Annotated in this window: 13 protein-coding genes; 4 read left to right on the top strand and 9 right to left on the bottom strand. The window is 64.9% G+C overall.

Going from position 1 to position 15,495, the window contains the following annotated elements:
- The first annotated feature begins 11 nt into the window (after window positions 1-11).
- The 4 genes from hemC to OVY48_RS09820 all read left to right on the top strand — a co-directional run bounded on the left by hemC (window position 12) and on the right by OVY48_RS09820 (window position 3,379).
- On the top strand, window positions 12-938 hold the full coding sequence (gene hemC, locus OVY48_RS09805) for a hydroxymethylbilane synthase (RefSeq protein WP_313922717.1): 927 nt from the start codon (window positions 12-14) through the stop codon (window positions 936-938).
- Between the two features lie 11 nt (window positions 939-949).
- Window positions 950-1,621 (top strand): uroporphyrinogen-III synthase, encoded by a 672-nt coding sequence (locus OVY48_RS09810; RefSeq protein WP_313922718.1) that lies wholly within the window; start codon window positions 950-952, stop codon window positions 1,619-1,621.
- 7 nt (window positions 1,622-1,628) lie between these two features.
- Window positions 1,629-2,519 (top strand): hypothetical protein, encoded by an 891-nt coding sequence (locus OVY48_RS09815; RefSeq protein ID WP_171899238.1) that lies wholly within the window; start codon window positions 1,629-1,631, stop codon window positions 2,517-2,519.
- Between the two features lie 110 nt (window positions 2,520-2,629).
- Window positions 2,630-3,379 (top strand): alpha/beta hydrolase, encoded by a 750-nt coding sequence (locus OVY48_RS09820; protein ID WP_313922719.1) that lies wholly within the window; start codon window positions 2,630-2,632, stop codon window positions 3,377-3,379.
- Window positions 3,380-3,561: 182 nt separating this feature from the next.
- On the opposite strand, the gene OVY48_RS09825 is transcribed toward OVY48_RS09820, so the two are convergent.
- The 9 genes from OVY48_RS09825 to OVY48_RS09865 all read right to left on the bottom strand — a co-directional run bounded on the left by OVY48_RS09825 (window position 3,562) and on the right by OVY48_RS09865 (window position 15,491).
- Window positions 3,562-4,428, bottom strand: coding sequence for a hypothetical protein (locus OVY48_RS09825; protein ID WP_313922720.1), 867 nt, complete (start codon window positions 4,426-4,428; stop codon window positions 3,562-3,564).
- 17 nt (window positions 4,429-4,445) lie between these two features.
- On the bottom strand, window positions 4,446-5,249 hold the full coding sequence (locus OVY48_RS09830) for a DNA adenine methylase (protein ID WP_313922721.1): 804 nt from the start codon (window positions 5,247-5,249) through the stop codon (window positions 4,446-4,448).
- A gap of 149 nt (window positions 5,250-5,398) precedes the next feature.
- Window positions 5,399-6,205 carry a hypothetical protein gene (locus OVY48_RS09835; RefSeq protein WP_313922722.1) on the bottom strand — a complete coding sequence of 269 codons (807 nt, stop codon included), beginning with the start codon at window positions 6,203-6,205 and terminating at the stop codon, window positions 5,399-5,401.
- Complete coding sequence (locus tag OVY48_RS09840) at window positions 6,205-8,916, bottom strand: hypothetical protein (RefSeq protein WP_313922723.1); 2,712 nt, start codon at window positions 8,914-8,916, stop codon at window positions 6,205-6,207. The genes OVY48_RS09835 and OVY48_RS09840 overlap by 1 nt, the downstream gene beginning before the upstream one ends.
- 3 nt (window positions 8,917-8,919) lie before the next feature.
- Entirely contained in the window at window positions 8,920-9,744 is an 825-nt protein-coding gene (locus tag OVY48_RS09845) for a hypothetical protein (RefSeq protein WP_313922724.1), read from the bottom strand.
- Window positions 9,744-10,112 carry a hypothetical protein gene (locus OVY48_RS09850; protein ID WP_313922725.1) on the bottom strand — a complete coding sequence of 123 codons (369 nt, stop codon included), beginning with the start codon at window positions 10,110-10,112 and terminating at the stop codon, window positions 9,744-9,746. The genes OVY48_RS09845 and OVY48_RS09850 overlap by 1 nt, the downstream gene beginning before the upstream one ends.
- A complete protein-coding gene (locus tag OVY48_RS09855; protein WP_313922726.1) occupies window positions 10,109-10,498 on the bottom strand; it encodes a hypothetical protein in 390 nt (129 codons plus the stop codon). The genes OVY48_RS09850 and OVY48_RS09855 overlap by 4 nt, the downstream gene beginning before the upstream one ends.
- A complete protein-coding gene (locus OVY48_RS09860; protein ID WP_313922727.1) occupies window positions 10,498-12,456 on the bottom strand; it encodes a hypothetical protein in 1,959 nt (652 codons plus the stop codon). Before OVY48_RS09860 ends, OVY48_RS09855 begins: the two co-directional genes overlap by 1 nt.
- Complete coding sequence (locus tag OVY48_RS09865) at window positions 12,456-15,491, bottom strand: hypothetical protein (protein WP_313922728.1); 3,036 nt, start codon at window positions 15,489-15,491, stop codon at window positions 12,456-12,458. Before OVY48_RS09865 ends, OVY48_RS09860 begins: the two co-directional genes overlap by 1 nt.
- Between the last annotated feature and the right edge of the window lie 4 nt (window positions 15,492-15,495).

The raw sequence follows: 15,495 nt of genomic DNA on the forward strand, positions 1-15,495 counted from the left end.
GCAAGCCGCATATGTATTTGTCCGATCGACCGTTGCGCCTTGGCACCAGAGGCTCCCCGCTTGCGCTGGCCCAGGCGCACATGACCGCCCATGCGCTTATCACCGCCCATGGCTGGGGGGAGGACGCGATCGAGATCGTCACCGTCCAGACCAGCGGCGACCGGATCCAGGACCGGGCGCTCGCCGATATCGGCGGCAAGGCGCTGTGGACCAAGGAACTGGAGCGCGCGCTGGTCGCGCAGGAGATCGACTTCGCCGTCCATAGCATGAAGGATGTCGAAACGATCCGCCCCGCCATCTTCCAGATCGCCGCGATGCTGCCGCGCGCTGATGTGCGCGACAAGCTGGTAGGGGTGGAAAGTTTCGACGCGCTGCCCGCCAACCCGATCGTCGGCACCAGCTCGCCGCGCCGCGCCGCGCAGGTCATGCGGCTGCGCCCCGACGCTACCATCACCTTGTTTCGCGGCAATGTCGCCACCCGCCTCGCCAAGTTGGCGGCGGGGGAAGTCCATGCCACGCTGCTGGCGGCGGCGGGCCTCGACCGGCTCGACCAGAGTGATGTCGGCGTGACCATCCCGATCGACACCATGTTGCCCGCTCCGTCGCAGGGCGCGGTGGGGATCGAGGCGCTGGCCGACAATGCACCGCTGCATGAAATGCTGGCGGTGATCAGCGACATCGACACGACCGATGCCGTCGCGGCCGAACGCGCGGTGTTGAAGGCGCTGGGCGGCACCTGCCATTCGCCGATCGCCGCACTGGCGGTGGTGGACGGCGACGGCCTATATTTGCGCGCCGAGATCATCAGCCCCGACGGGCAGGAAACGGTGGCCCAGGAAACATGGCTGGCGCGCGGCGACGATGTGGTGGCGCAGGCGGTCGGCCGTGCTTTGCTGGAGCAGGCCAGCCCGGCGCTGCGGGCCTTGTTCGAAGGGTGAGGGTTCGAAGGGTGAGGCGGCTCATCATCCTGCGCCCCGAACCGGCGGCGGGCAGGACGGCGGACAAGGCCGCGCGCCTCGGCTTCGACGTGCTGCGCCATCCGCTGTTTGCGCCGTTGCCGCTCGACTGGGTCGCGCCCCCGGCCGATGGATTCGACGCGCTGCTGCTGACCAGCGCCAATACGGTGCGGCTGGCCGGGCCGCGACTGGCCGCGTATCGCGCGCTCCCGACCTATGCTGTCGGCGCGGCGACGGCGGCGGCGTTGCAGGAAGCGGGCTTTGTCGACGTGACCTGTGGCGAGGGCGACGCCAGCGCCATTGCCGCCCGGATCGCGGCGGATGGCCATCGCGCCGTCCTCCATCTGGCAGGTACGACGGTCGCACCGATGGACGCTGGACCGCTGCGCCTCACCCGGATCGCGGTCTACACGATGGTCAGCCTGCCGCCCGACCCGGCGCTGCTGCGTGACGCCATCCCCGGCGCCATCCTGCTCGTCCATTCGCCGCGTGCAGGCGAGCGGCTGGCCGAACGCATCCCGCTCGATCAGCGGAGCGAACTGCATATCGTGGCGATCAGCCATGCCGCGCTGGCCGCTTGCGGCAGCGGCTGGGCCAGCCTTTCCGCGCCGCACCAGCCGGTCGATGACGACATGCTGGCCCTCGCCCTTTCTTTGTGCGAATGACGGGACAATGACAGGCGAAAGGGTCAGCATGCACGACGCGGACGGCGATAGGAGTATCCCCGTGACCCCGCCCCCTGCCCGTCGGCGCAGCACCCTGCCGCTGGTGACGTTGATGCTGCTCGCTTTCCTGATCGGCGTCGCGCTGACCGCCTGGGCCTGGCCGCAGATTCAGAAGCGCTGGAACGGCCAATCGGCCCGACCCGTCGCCGTCGTGCCGCAGGTCGGCACCCCATCCCCGACCGTCGCGCCCGGCGCGCTCACCGCCAGCAGCGCGCAGATGCTCGACGCCCGCGTCGCCGCGCTCGACGAACGACTGACCCGCATCACGGTCGAGGCGCAGGCCGCATCGGGCAATGCCGCCCGTGCCGAAGGGCTGCTGATCGCTTTCGCGGCGCGCCGCGCGCTCGATAATGGCGGGCCGCTCGGCTATATCGAGGCGCAGTTGCGCTCCCGTTTCGGCCAAGCCCAGCCCCGCGCCGTCGCCACCATCATCAATGCCGCGCGCGAACCGGTGACGCTGGCCGATTTGCGTGTCGGCCTCACTGACCTGAGCGATCGATTGACCACGCCGCCGGTGGAAAGCGACTGGTGGGATGCCATCGCCCATGAAGCGCGCGAATTGGTGACGATTCGCAAGGCTTCGACTCCCTCGCCCCGGCCCCAGGCCGCGCTGGAGCGGGCCGTGCGCTATCTCGACGGCGGGCGGGTGAGCGCGGCGTTGGCCGAAGTGGAGCGGATGCCCGGCCGGGCCGCTGCCGATCGCTGGCTGCAATTTGCGCGCCGCTATCTCGAAGCGCGGCGCGCGCTGGACCTCATCGAAACCGCCGCGATCCTGGAACCGCGCCCTTTGCAGGCCGTTGATCCCGCGCCCGTCACCCCGGTCACTCCAACGCCCTGAACCGTAACAGCGACGAACCGTTCGTCTCATAAGACGAAACCAATAGACGCGCGCAGTGTTTGTCACGATAACGTCATCTTTGCCCGAATGGGCCTGGGATTCTTGTTCTCGTGCCACCTTACGCTCAAACCGTCAGCAGTTTTTGGAAAGATCGTTTCGCATCGGGGCCAGCCGCGCCGGTGCGCCCGTCCTTGTCGCATCTGCTCGGCAATCTGTCGCTCCCCCGCGACCTTGCCCGGACCCAGGCGCAGGCCGACGCGCTGGCGCAGCAGATCAAGGGTGATGGTCGTTCGATATTGTTGATCCCCGGCTTGCTCGCGTCCGAACGGCGGATGGACGCCATGCGGCAGATTTTGACCGCAGCGGGCTATGCCGCGCATGACTGGGCGATGGGCCGCAATTATGGGCCTAAACCCGACAGCCTCGACCAGATCGACCGCCGCGTCGATGCCATTCGGCGTGCAGGCGGCGGGCCGGTGACGCTCGTCGGTTGGAGCCTCGGCGGCCTGTATGCGCGCGAATATGCCAAATATGCGACGCACAAGGTCGGCGGCGTGGTGACGCTGGGCACGCCCTTTTCCGGCGACCCGCGCGCCAATCATGCCTGGCGGCTCTATCAGCTCGTATCGGGCTTCCCGGTCGATAAGCCGCCTTTCCCCTGCACCCGCGAAGTCAAGCCGCCGGTGCCCACGGTCGCATTGTGGTCGCAGCGCGACGGCGTGATCCTGCCCGAATGCGCCAAGGGCCGCAGCGGCGAGCGCGACAAGGCGATCGAGGTCGACTGCACCCATATGGGCTTCGCCGCCGCGCCCGAAGGTATATTGGCCGTCGCCAAGGCGCTGGAGTCGATGCGCGCATAAGGCGTCCAGACGTCGCGGCGCGACGGCAGGGTCACAGGGCGCAAGTTCACACCGTTGCAGGTAGCGATTTTCCGAGGGTTTTCGCCGCAACCGCCACCGTGGCGTACCATCCAAGCACCCCCTGAAGCGCGACAGAAGGTTTTAGAGTTCGGGACAAGAGCTTTTATAGCACTCACACCATGTCATTCTGCTGCGTAAAGCCCATCGACGATCAGCAGCGCAGGAATTCGTTGGATATCAGGTGAAACCGGTTCGCTCGGTTCAAACACGGTGTCTTGAATGGGGTGCAGCTTGCCTACGACGTGGGAGGGGCTGGCGCGAGGCTGAGGGATCGGCCGCTTTGAATTCCATTTGACCAACACAGGTATGTAATCAACTCCCACGCCTAACGTCCCGACAAGCAACTCAACGGGATCATTTTGACCGTTCGAACGCTTCCAAACGCCCTTGAGCGTCTCGTTCTCTAGCACCAGTTCTAAGTTACCGCGTAGCTTTGGCAGGTCTATTTTGGGGGCTAGCCTACCGAGAACAGCCTTCGATCGAATGTTGCTGAAGTCCATGCGGTAGGCTCCGACGTCGGGGATATGCAACGTGCAGGAGTCGCACTCGGCTTCCATCGCGACTTTGACGAATCCCTGAATGCAGGCGTCGATCTGCGCGGTAGTGTGGTCAGCAATTGGAACACTCAGTTCCTGGGTGTAAGGCAATGCTGGAGGCACCGCCGTGAGAAGTCCGACATGCGTGCCGACAAACGCGATTGCAGTCCAGGCATAGCTCAACACGTCCGCTGCCATCAGCGTGTGTTCAATCATGTCACTCCTCTCGCGGACACCAGGCCGAGCCATAAAAATCTTGTAGGCAAGCAGCAGACTGCCTTGCTTCACACCTGCTATTAGGGCGACGGTCTCAAGCTCAGGCTGTCGGCTAACGCGCGTCGATGTGATGAGCCGCTCAACCAAAAGCGCGATTTCGACAACCTTTTGCGGGTACAAGAAAACCGACGCGCCGTCGCTTCGATTTAGCTCCACTACAAACAGATCGTTAGCCACGCCGTGTCCCCCCAGTCTCAATGGCCCGTGATAACCAACTCCCGCGCCGCCGTCACCTTCCCGCTCACTCGATAGTTCAGCTCGACCGGCTCGATCGACGCCCAGGCGAACATCTCGCGGATCTGCGGCACGTCGTTGATCGACAGGATGAAGCGCCCCTTCAAAGCCTTTAAGAGGTCGCTAAGAAGCGTGAAATCACCCTCTGAAAACACATCGCGTCCATAGTCGTTGGTGCAGCCAAAATAGGGCGGGTCCAGATAGAAGAGCGTATGTGGCCGGTCGTAGCGCGGGATCAGCCGGTCATAAGACAGCCGCTCGATCGTCACCCCGCACAGGCGCTCGTGGACGTCCTCCAGCATCGGCACCAACTTCGTTAGGTCGAACCGCGCGCCGCTGGTCGTGCCGGTGCCGAAAGACCGGCCCATCACCTTGCCGCCGAACGTCAAGCGCTGGATGAACAGGAACCGCGCGGCCCGTTCCAGGTCCGTCAACGTATCGGGATCGACCCGGACCAGCCGTTCGAACTCGGCCCGACTGGCGATCTGCCATTTCAGCACGTCGAGCAGCTGCTGATAGTGGCGCTGGAGTAGGCGGAACAGATTGGTCACATCGGCCGAGATATCGTTGATGACCTCGGCCTTCGGTCGGGAGTCGCGGCGAAAGAAGACGCCGCCCATGCCGACGAACGGCTCCACATAGCAATCGTGGGGCATCGCCCCGATCATGGGCACCAGCAGCTTCGCCAGCGCGCGCTTGCCGCCGATATAGCCCGCCACCGGCCGAACCGGCGCGATCGGGGATAGCGTTTCGATATTCTTCATCTTTGCACCTCAAAAGCCCTAGCCGCCGGGGTGCCCGGTGGCGGGGATCGACTGCGCCTGATCAGCGCTGAGATGCAGGGTGCAATCCTGCGGTAAAGGGGTGTTAGCGCACCCCTTGCCCCCCGCCTGATCGGCGGGGGACGGAAGTGTCAGATGCCGTTCGGCGCATCTATACTGAGCCCCTTATGGACCGTGGCCCACTCGGCCAGCGTGGCGCTGTTATCGACCAGTTCATTCTCGGTCCAACTTTTGTCGCCCTGGAAATCGAAGGCGCAATCGAACGACAGCGTCGCCGCCGCATTCGTCTGGCTGCCTATGATGATCTCTCCGCCCAGCGCGACGGCCTTTGGTTCCGGGTCAGTCACTGCTTCATCCAGATTTGACCCCATGATGCGGGTGTAAAGACGTCCGCTGGCGTCGCGGCGTGATACGAAAATCTGCCATCCCGCCGTCGCCGCATTATAGTCTGGCATGCTGGCCGCTTGCGTCGTGACGACAGGCGGAGCTGCTCCATCATGCACCGAGCATTGACTGCGTAGGCGCGCCAGATTGTTGTTGGCTGTTTCGTTCAATAGCAACATAGCCTGGCCAGTGATCGCCGCACCTGTCTGTGGCCAGATTGAGCTGGTATTGCTGAACAACATGGCGTTCCCGGCTACGTCCGGTAGCACCAGGCGCGCGATCATCAGCCATGTCCATTCAGGGGTAGCCTCCACCCCGCTCCACAGGGATTTGGCCGTTGAGGGCCATCCCGGTGTAAAGCGTGCATATTCATCGTATAATATCGGCAATGCACCACGAACCCGCCGCCGCTTTGTCGGATCGACCAGATTACGCAGCGGGTCCGCACCTATGCCATAGGCGTTCGCTGCGCGCGCCCCTCGCATGGAAGGCAGGGTCAGCGTGGGAGCCGTCCTCCAGTTGATGTCGCTGTCGATAGTAGCACGAAAGCCCATTAGATTTCCTCCGCTTGGATTGAGGCGCACCAGCACCAGTCGTCTAGATTGTAGGGTTTTCCGACCAAAGCCGGGATATCTGCCGCAGGGTCTTGGCCAGCGCTCGGCACGAAGGTGTAAGCCTCCGGCGCTATCATCGCGGATGGACAGCGAATGCCGGTGTACCCATTGCTATTGGCTTTGTTGCCGAACTGGATCAGCGGGACGGCGGACGGGTTGACGTTGAGCGTAGCGGCGATCGTCATAGCGCCGACGAAGCGGACGTTGGACATGCCGATAAGGGTGGCACCATCTTTCGCGACGATCCCTAGGTCGGTGAGGCTGACCTGCGCCAAGCCGTCCCATGGCTGACCCGCGCTGATCGGCCCGCCCGTAGAAACAAGATCAATGATGATTTCCCCGGTCGCCGCATCCCAGGTTGCTCGGCGGGGATATATGATGTTCGGACGGCGACCATGAACCAGCACTTGCGACCAGGCCCGGCCTTCATACTGCCCCAGCCAGCGATAGCCGTTGTTGTCAGGATGGGCGCTGTTTACGTCGATAACGGGATAATTTGGCGCAACCGGAAAGAAGCCGTTCACTTCATTGACCAACCGCAATTGCGCCGTGCCGACGTGCAGGTTGGTTGCGTCAGTGGTCATCTGGCCACTCGTTTGTGACAGAAAGAACGCGGGAGGCTTTTGACCGTTGGCGAAGATGGCCTCAATGTCAGCATTGATATTGTTACGAAGCTGTTGGACGCCCGCCATGTAGCTGGCGACGGTGGGATGTGCACCGCCAGTGCCGTTCGCATAGTCCTGCTCGCCCTGAGTGAATTTAACGAGAGCAACGGAAAATTCTTCGCCTACGAATGAGGCATGGTCGCGAATTTGCGTCAGAGCGCTGATGATACGGTTGTAGTAATTCGGCGTCGCCCCCTTGCTCAAAGACGCAAGCGACTGCCCACCGACACCGCATGTCACGAGAATGAACGGGGTCGTTGCATCTTCATCCAAGCCGACCGACGCCAGCCACTGCTGGCGCAGCCAGTAGGTGGCGCTGATAGCCGACCCTTCTCCTGGCACGGCAGTGTCGGGTCCAATCGCGGCAAGAGCCGCACTGTTTAGGATCGTTCCAGCGTCATTATGGGCAACGGCCAGCAGCGGATAAATCGCGCCGGAAGTGAGCGGACCATAGGTGGTGCTGGTCGAATTGGTCGGGCGGCATGCCTCACCTAACGAATAGACATGGGTGTCAGAGTAGCCGGGTTGCGCGGTCGTCAAAGGAGGATAGCCACGCGATCCACGGTCGAGCGACTGTCCATAAGTCAGTATGATATTCACTTTGCCGCGCACGATTTGCTGGATCATCGGCAGCAAATCATTCTGACGGGCTTGGGAAAAAGCGACATTGGCCGCGTCCCGCGCCGCATAGTCGGTCCCCGTCGCGGGGGCACTCGTCGCTCCACCGTCGACCGTCCCGCCAAAGCCGTAGCGATCACGTAGGTCGAAGCCGGGCGTATTCGTCGCCTCAAGATAAGCGCCGTCGACCTGCAGGCCGTCTTGAACAGATAGCGACCTGCCGCGCGGCCCGCCGCGCCAGCTTGCGCGACTGAAGCCGAACCGATCATCAATCCCCAACGGCCCTGCGCCGCCCGCGCGGAAGAGGTCATCACCCGATCGCACACCCCGCGTGCGCAGCATCACGTCGTCACCAAACGTCACGCCATCTGCGTCCTCGCCTGCACGAAAGCGACCAATCCAAAAGCCGGATGCGATCGGCTCGCCACGGTAAAAGCCCAATTTTGGAAAGCCGAAGCGGTCGTAAATCCCATCGGCCATCGCGCTGGTGACATTGATCGTATCGACGAGCGGCCTCACCAGCTCATCGGATGTGATGCTGTTGACATAGACGGCAACGCTTTCACCGCTAATCATCGCATGGTCGTAGATCAGTACCGCGCGTGCGCCGGGGACCGCCACGCTGAAACGCTCGTTTACATCCGTCGCCAGCAACCCGGCTTCCGCCGACGGATAGAACGGGCCACGCGCCTGCAATCCGGTAGCATAGGTGCCAGCCAACTGAGCGGCCGCTTCTGCGTCGCTACGTTCCAAGGTCGCCTGCTGCGCCGCCGACACGGCCTCGGCCGCCTTCACTTCCGCCGTCGCGGCAAAAGGAGCGCCACCCTCCGCACCCCATGCGCGTATCTTGTCGCGGGCCAGTTCCGGGATTGCCTCTGGAATGTCGCCCAAATCTTTTAGCCGCTGCTCCAGTCCCGGTCCCATGGCCCCGTGTTCGCTGATCACATAGGTGTCGGCCATGGCGATGATCTGCGCATAGGGCAGGTCCAACCAGGACGGCTCGGCGTCGGTTTCGCTGGGCAATTCGGCGCTGATTTTCACCCACAAATCACCCGTCCAACGGGACGATGATGCGCCATGGGTGGTTTCGATCACATCGAATTCCAGCAGGTAGCCAGCACCCCTCTCGTGAATGAGGTTCACCACGTCGGCAGCGATCGGCGCAGTCACATAATATCCGTCTCCCGACAGCCGCATTTGAACGGGATCGACCAGCGGTGTCGGCAAGATGCGGCGGCGCGCGACCCATACAAAGGTGCGACCGGTTAGATTTTGCGGCGATCCATCGGGATACGGCATCGGGTAATGCACAACCTTGGCATTCCCGACGAAGAGGTTGAGCGGCTTGACTACGGTGCGGAATGACATGGATCAGGCCCCCAGGATCGACGGAATATCGGATTGCAGGATGGGATCAGGCTCGATCGCCCAATCTTCGCAGACGAGCTGCCAGCTGGTCTGAGCGACATTGCGCCGCGTGAAGGAACGCAAGCCGGTGAGCGCGCCATAATGGATGCGGTTGCGCAGGCCGATCGACGTGGCCGGGTCTTCGACCACCACCACCGGCCGCGATTCCCCGCGATCCAGTACCAGCTCGAACAGGACATCGGCTTCGACCGTGCTGAGGTCGCCCAGCGTCCAGCCATAGGTGGCATAGCGCGCGCCCTCGACCACGGAGACGCCGCCGCCGGGCAGGCGCGTGACGCTGCTGCTGTCCCGCACGCCGCGCTCAGCGCCCCATTCCTTGTTCAGACGAGGCTGGAAACCTTCGCCGACGATCAGCGCGCCGATCGACAGGGGCGTCGCGTCACCCGGCTGGGTAATGGCGATGCGCAGATAGCGCACCAGATGCTTGGCTCCGAACCACAGCGCATGGCTCATCGTGCGCCGCCGCCAGTCGCCCCTCTCCGGGACTCGCAGCACGCCGATCGCCAGGATCGACACATCGCCATAGCCCGCCAGGCCGCCGCTGATCGCCCAGGTCGCATCCGGGTGCGCGTTGAACAGGCTGCCCAGGAACACGGTGTCGATGACGCGCGCAATGCCCAGATCGATGTCGATCGTGACCGGCGTGCCGACCGTGCTGTCCACCCATGCCTCCCGTGGGTCGGGCGTCAGCAAATTGTCCGCGCCCGATCCGCGCGACACGGTCAGCGCGGAGATCGCCGCTGGGGGTGTGATCAGGATATTGCCCATCACAACCGCCGCAACACAGTGACGCGGCTGGTCCCGGCCGCCAGCACATCGTCGGCGCTCAGCAGGAACACATCGACGCCACCCGCATAGCCCAGGCGATTGCCATGGATGGTGATGACCTGACCGCGCACCGGCTCCCACCGGCCCGGCAACAGGTGACTATCAAGCGCCATCGGGCCACCGGCACCCATGAAGGCCAACTGGCGCGCAGCCTCGGCCTCCGCATCCGCCCTGGTGGCGATCGTGGTCGGCCGTTCCTTCGTCAGGCCGCTTGTCCCCCAGCGCGCTGCGCCGACCGTATCGGTCGCCAGCGTCCACAGCGTGTCGGCCATCAGCCACTGGGCATAGACGGGATCGACGGTGGTCATGCGTCACCTCCGGCGCGGGCCTGCCATTTGCGGCTGCGGCGCGCGGACTCGCGGGCGCGAAACGCCGCCGCATTGTCCAGCACGCGTTGCGCCAGCAGGTTGATGTCCAGTCCGTTGGCGGCGGCTTCTTCGGCCAGCAGGCCATGGGTCAGAGGCCAGCCCGACAGGATCAACACCGCTTCGACTTGCTTGACCATATGGGCGCGGGCGACATGGTCGCTCGGCACCGCCATGTCGGCCGCGATCTCGTCGTCGCAGACGAAGCCGTCGCCGTCCCAGCGCTCGCCTTCGATGGGCAGGCGCGGCACCACGATCGCGCCGCCCGGCAGTGGCACGTCCTGCGCGCTCGCATGATAGGCGTCGTCCAAAAGATAGTAGCGCATCATCAGCTCCCCACGACCGAGTAGGAGCCGCTGACCGTGCGCAGCACCGACCCGCTGATGGCCCGCATGTAGAGGCGGTATTTTTGGAACGTCGATGGCGTCAGGCCACTGTCGCTGAAGCCGCAAGTGCCGGTGCCTGGCTCACCCGGCTCGCCGATGCTGGGTCGGCCGCCGATCGCCGGGTCGGTGCTGCCCTGCTCGCTGCCGAGTGCCACGTAGGCGGTGCCGTTCCACCGATACCATTGCGCCGCGACGTGGAAGGTGTCGAACGATCCATCCACGGTGAAGGTATAATTTGCGCTCAGTGCCGCCGCGCCATCCTCGCCGACCTCGATCGTGATCTCCCGCGAGATGGGCGACATGACCGCCGAGTTGATCCCGCCCGCAAAGCCGCCCGATGCGCCCGACGTGCCGCCCGACGGAGGCAACGACAATATCTTGCTGACGCGCACGGCCGCCTGATAGGTGCGGCTGTTGTAGCTGGCTTCGATCATCAGGACGGAGTTGGTCAGCACCCCCGCGCTGGCGTCCAGGCTAAGGACGCCGTCCGTGCCGATCGACGCGGCGATGGTGCCCGACTGCACCGTCACCGACCAGCTGCTGTCGTCGGTCACATCGACTGCATTGCGGATCAAACGAAAGGCCTGCAGGCGCGGCAGCGACTCGGTGACTGCGCCGCCAAACTCGGCCGCGATCTTGATCTCGGCGACGCCGATCACGCCGGTCGTCACGTCGGACCCACCCTCGGCGGGCTTGAGTTCTTCGGCGGGCGTGCCGTCCAGATAGGCGACCTCGGTCGCCAGCACGATCGCCACCAGGTCGCCGCGCGCCATGCGCGACTCGTTGCGACGGTAGCCGAGGCGGCGCGTGGTGACGGGCGGCAATTGCTTGATCCGCGACACATCCTCGCTCTGCACGCTGGCGACGCTGGCACCCCAGGCCCATGGCCGAATGACGATCTCGCCCGATGGAGCCAGCAGCCACATCAGCGAACTGTTGGCCATTAGCTCATCCAGCATCGCCGCGACCGTGGTGGTTTCATCCTTGGCGACCCAGCCGATGGGCGCTGGCCGAAGCAGCGCGGCCGCATCGACCGTCCCGGCAACGAAGGCCGGGCCGCCCAGCGCCTCGACCAGCCGTTGCGCGATCTGCGCGGTGGTCTCGACATAGGCGCTGCCGATCTCGCCCCGCACGTCCGCATGCAGGTCGCCCGATGGCTCGGTCCACCATTTGAGGCAGGCGATCGACGGGCTGACGACGCAGCCGCCCTCCGGCACGACCGACGTCTGCAGCGCCGCCAGCGTCGCCGCCGCCGTGCCCTGCCAGGCGAGGAACGTCATTGCGGCGGCGGGTGCGCCCCGGTCGCGCACGCTGACGATCGCGTCGATCGGCCGCAGCGGATCGGCCAGGCAATAGACATTGTTCGCCGCATCAATCGGCTCGGCCGACAGGTTGAAGACGCGGCCCCACACGCGCCGCTTGAGCAGGCCTTCCCATTCGGCCGGACCTTCCAGTCCGCCCGTGCCCGCATAGCGTTCGGTCAGCAGCACCTTCTTGAGGTCGGCGGCTGGATCGGCCAGCGCGATCGCCAGCTTGCCCTCGCTGATCGCGGTGTCCAACACCGTGCCCTGCGCGATGACGGGGGGCAGCGCGCCTTCCGGCCCAATCCGCACGGTGATCGCCGCATCGCGCCAATAATAGGCGGCCAGCAGGTCGATCGCCGCCTGCCCATTGGGCGCGAAGCTCAACGTCATGGCCTGCGGCACGCCGCCGCCGATAATCTCGCCATCATAGTCTAGGCTGGCGGTGATGGTCGGCAGCGCCTCAATCCCCGCGCGCCAATGGACATCCGCATAATGGTAGGGCCGCGCGCCGCCGCCGCCCGCCAGGCGCACGGTTTCCGCGACGCCATCGGCAATGCGGCGCGGCTGCGCCTCGACCAGGATCAGGGGTGCGGCCATCAGCTGGTCCTCGCCAGCGACGCGGCGTCGAGCGGCGCATAGCCGATCCCGTTCAGTCGCGCCGCGATCTCGGCGGGCAGGGTGCCGAGCAACGCAATCAGCCGCGCATTCTGGTCGTTATTTTCGTCGAGCGCCTGGTTGGTCGCCTTGAGCGCCGGGTCGCTTGTCGCCGTCGCACCGGCCTGCATCCCGGCTGCCGCCGCAATCTGCGCGTTGGCCGCCGCGATCGCTTGGCGCGCCTGGTCCATGATCATCGCCCGGTCGGCCGCAAACTGTCCCGTCGTCCCGAAAGCCTCTTCCGACACGGCGTAAAGCTGCTGGAACAAGCTGGCCAGCGCATCGGCCGCGCCATCCTTGCCCGCGACCAGGTCGGCCTTGGCCAGCTCAATCTCCTTGAGCAAAGCGTCGCGCTGCTCGATCGCCGACCCTTCGAACATCGACCCGCTGGTCATCTCATCGACCAGGCGCTGCAGGCTGCCGACCTGCTCTTCCAGCATGTCCTCCATCAGCCGCGCGCGATCTTCGGCATTCTTCTTTTCGATCGCGACGACGTCGAAGCCATATTGGGTGGCGATCCGCACCCGTTCCTTGGCCTGGGTTTCCAGCGCCTTGAACTGCTGGGCGAGTTCGGAGCCAAGGCCGCCGATCAATATCTCGATTTCCTGGACCTTCAGCGCCTCTTCCAGCGCTTCGTTGATATCGGTCGAGGATTTGAGCGCCTTCTCAATGGCCGGTGAAAGCCCTTTGATAGCGCCCTGCGTGACGGCCAGCTGGATCGCATAGCCGATCGCACCTGCCTGATCGTCGTCAAACTCCTTGGCCCCCTTCTTGATCTTGAGCGAACCCGCGCCTTCGCGCACGCGCCAATCGCCATGGCGCTGGCCGATCGTGACGTTGAAGCCGCCGACCTGGCCGCCCAGCATCTCGGCAATATCCGACAGCCCGCCCTGGATCGTGCTAGCCGCCCCGGACGCGGCTTCCTTGAACTTTTCGCTATTGCCCGACAGCGCCGCATCGCCATCGACGCTGGTGATATTGGCCGCGCCAGACTTGGTTTTCTTCAGCATGCCGCCGATCGCGCCGCCCAGCAGCCCGCCCGCGATCGCGCCGATCGGCCCGGCGAAGCTGCCGAGCGACCCCAGCGCCGACCCCAGCACCTGCTTGCCGATCTCGCCACCGATCATCCCGCCGATCGCGCCGCCCGTGCGACTGCCCGTCGCGCCCCCGGCCGCGTAGCCCAGGCCCGCATTGCGCATCGTCTTGCCGAACGCGCCCTTTTCGCCGAACACCCGGTCGAGCGACCCTTCCAGTTCCTTGGCGATCGACTTGCCGACCGGCTCGGCTGCGAGGCCCGCGACGCCGCCCCCGCTCTTCGCCGCGTCTGGCGCTACCGCGCCATTGAGCAGCGCCGCCATCGGCCCGGTGCCAAACAGCGTCGCCTCGATCGCGGCGGCGGCGATGCTCTCGGCCAGGCGGCTGATCACGTCGCTGGCCTTTTGCCCGCCGACCGCGATCGCCGTGAATGCGTCGATCGCGGTGCGCGCCAGCTGTTCCTTGGCCCGCTGCGCATCCTCGGTGGCGTGCTTGATGTCCTCGGTCGCGTCTTTCTCGGCCTGGGCATCGGCAATGCGTTGCGCCGCCGCTTCCCGCTCCTCCGGGGCCAGCGCCGCCAGTTCCTTGCGATACTGGACCTGCACGCGCTGCACCGGCGTCAACGCGCCCAACGCCGCCGTCTCGTCCTCGATCGACTGGACGATCTTGTCGATCGCGCCCGCCGCCTCGATCAGTTCCTTTTCGTCGTCGGCCTGCGGCTTGATGCTGCCCCAGTCGATCACCTTGCCCAGATAGCCAGCACTGGCCTGCGCGCGATAATCCCCCGCATCTTCAGGCGATATCTTGCCCGCCTTCTCCAGCTTGGCGATCCGCTCCAGCTCATCGGCATAGTCCGACGCCGCCTTGCGCGCCGGATCATAGCGACCGATCACGCCTTCCAGGTCCGCCTGCAATTTCTTCTGCGCCTGCGCGGCTTCGCGATCGATGGCGGTGCCGCTCCGGCGCGTGGCGCTTGCCTTGCGTTCGGAGGTATTGAGCGCCTCCACCGCCGCAGTGCGTTGCTGGTCGAGTTTGATCCGTTCGCGCGCATAGGCCGTCTCGCCCATCTGGTCGCGCCGCGTGTCCAACCTGATCCGCTGCTGCTCGTAGTTAAGACCGATCCGTTCGCGGGGATCATTTGCCGCTGCGATTCCCCGCTCAGTAAATGGCTGGAGCTTTTTGATGATCTCCTTCTCGCGCGCGGCAAGGTCTGCCTTCGCATCGGCGAGTTGCTTTCGCAGGTCTGCAACGCTGGCGGACAATTCCAGCCCTTGGTTGACACGGATATTTGCGCCCGGACTGGCCAGGGTAATCCGGTCAGGGGAGTTTTTCTGCTCGGCGATCGCCTTCTGGAGCAGCGCCTCACGCGCTTTGATCGCTTGAATAGCCAGCGTCCGATGGGCCTCCGCGTTTGCAAGCGCAGCCACCTCAGACGCATATTGCGTCTTTATTTCACGCGCCAAGGCATCGTTCAGAGCATCAATCTGATCCGTCAATGAAACAGCGGCTTCACCCTCAATGTCGAGCGCATCCGCGCCACTCAGCGCCTCGCTCGCAAAGCCGGTCATGAAGGCGATACCGGCCGTAATCGCGAGCGACAGCCCGCCCGTCAGGATCGCCTGCACCGTCAGCGCGGACACGCCGAACGTCGCCATCGCCCCGGTCGCGACCTCGGTGCCGACCGCCAGCGCGCCCTGGGCGATCGCCGCCGCGCGCGATGTGGTGGCGACCGCCGTGGTCGAAGCGGCGACGCCGGTCTGCGCGACGATCGCCCCGCGCGCGCTGGCGTTGGTGGTGTTGGTCGCCGTCGTCAGCGCAGCCTGGTCCGTCGCGGTCGTGCGACTCCGCGTGCCGAGCTGTTCGATGCTGTCCTTCAGCTCTTCGACCGCATCGACGGCCGTCGAGCTGTCGCCCGTGATGATCAGCGAGGTTTTCAAGCTCATGGCC

Source organism: Sphingobium sp. SA2, from assembly GCF_032227065.1.
Lineage (GTDB): Bacteria > Pseudomonadota > Alphaproteobacteria > Sphingomonadales > Sphingomonadaceae > Sphingobium.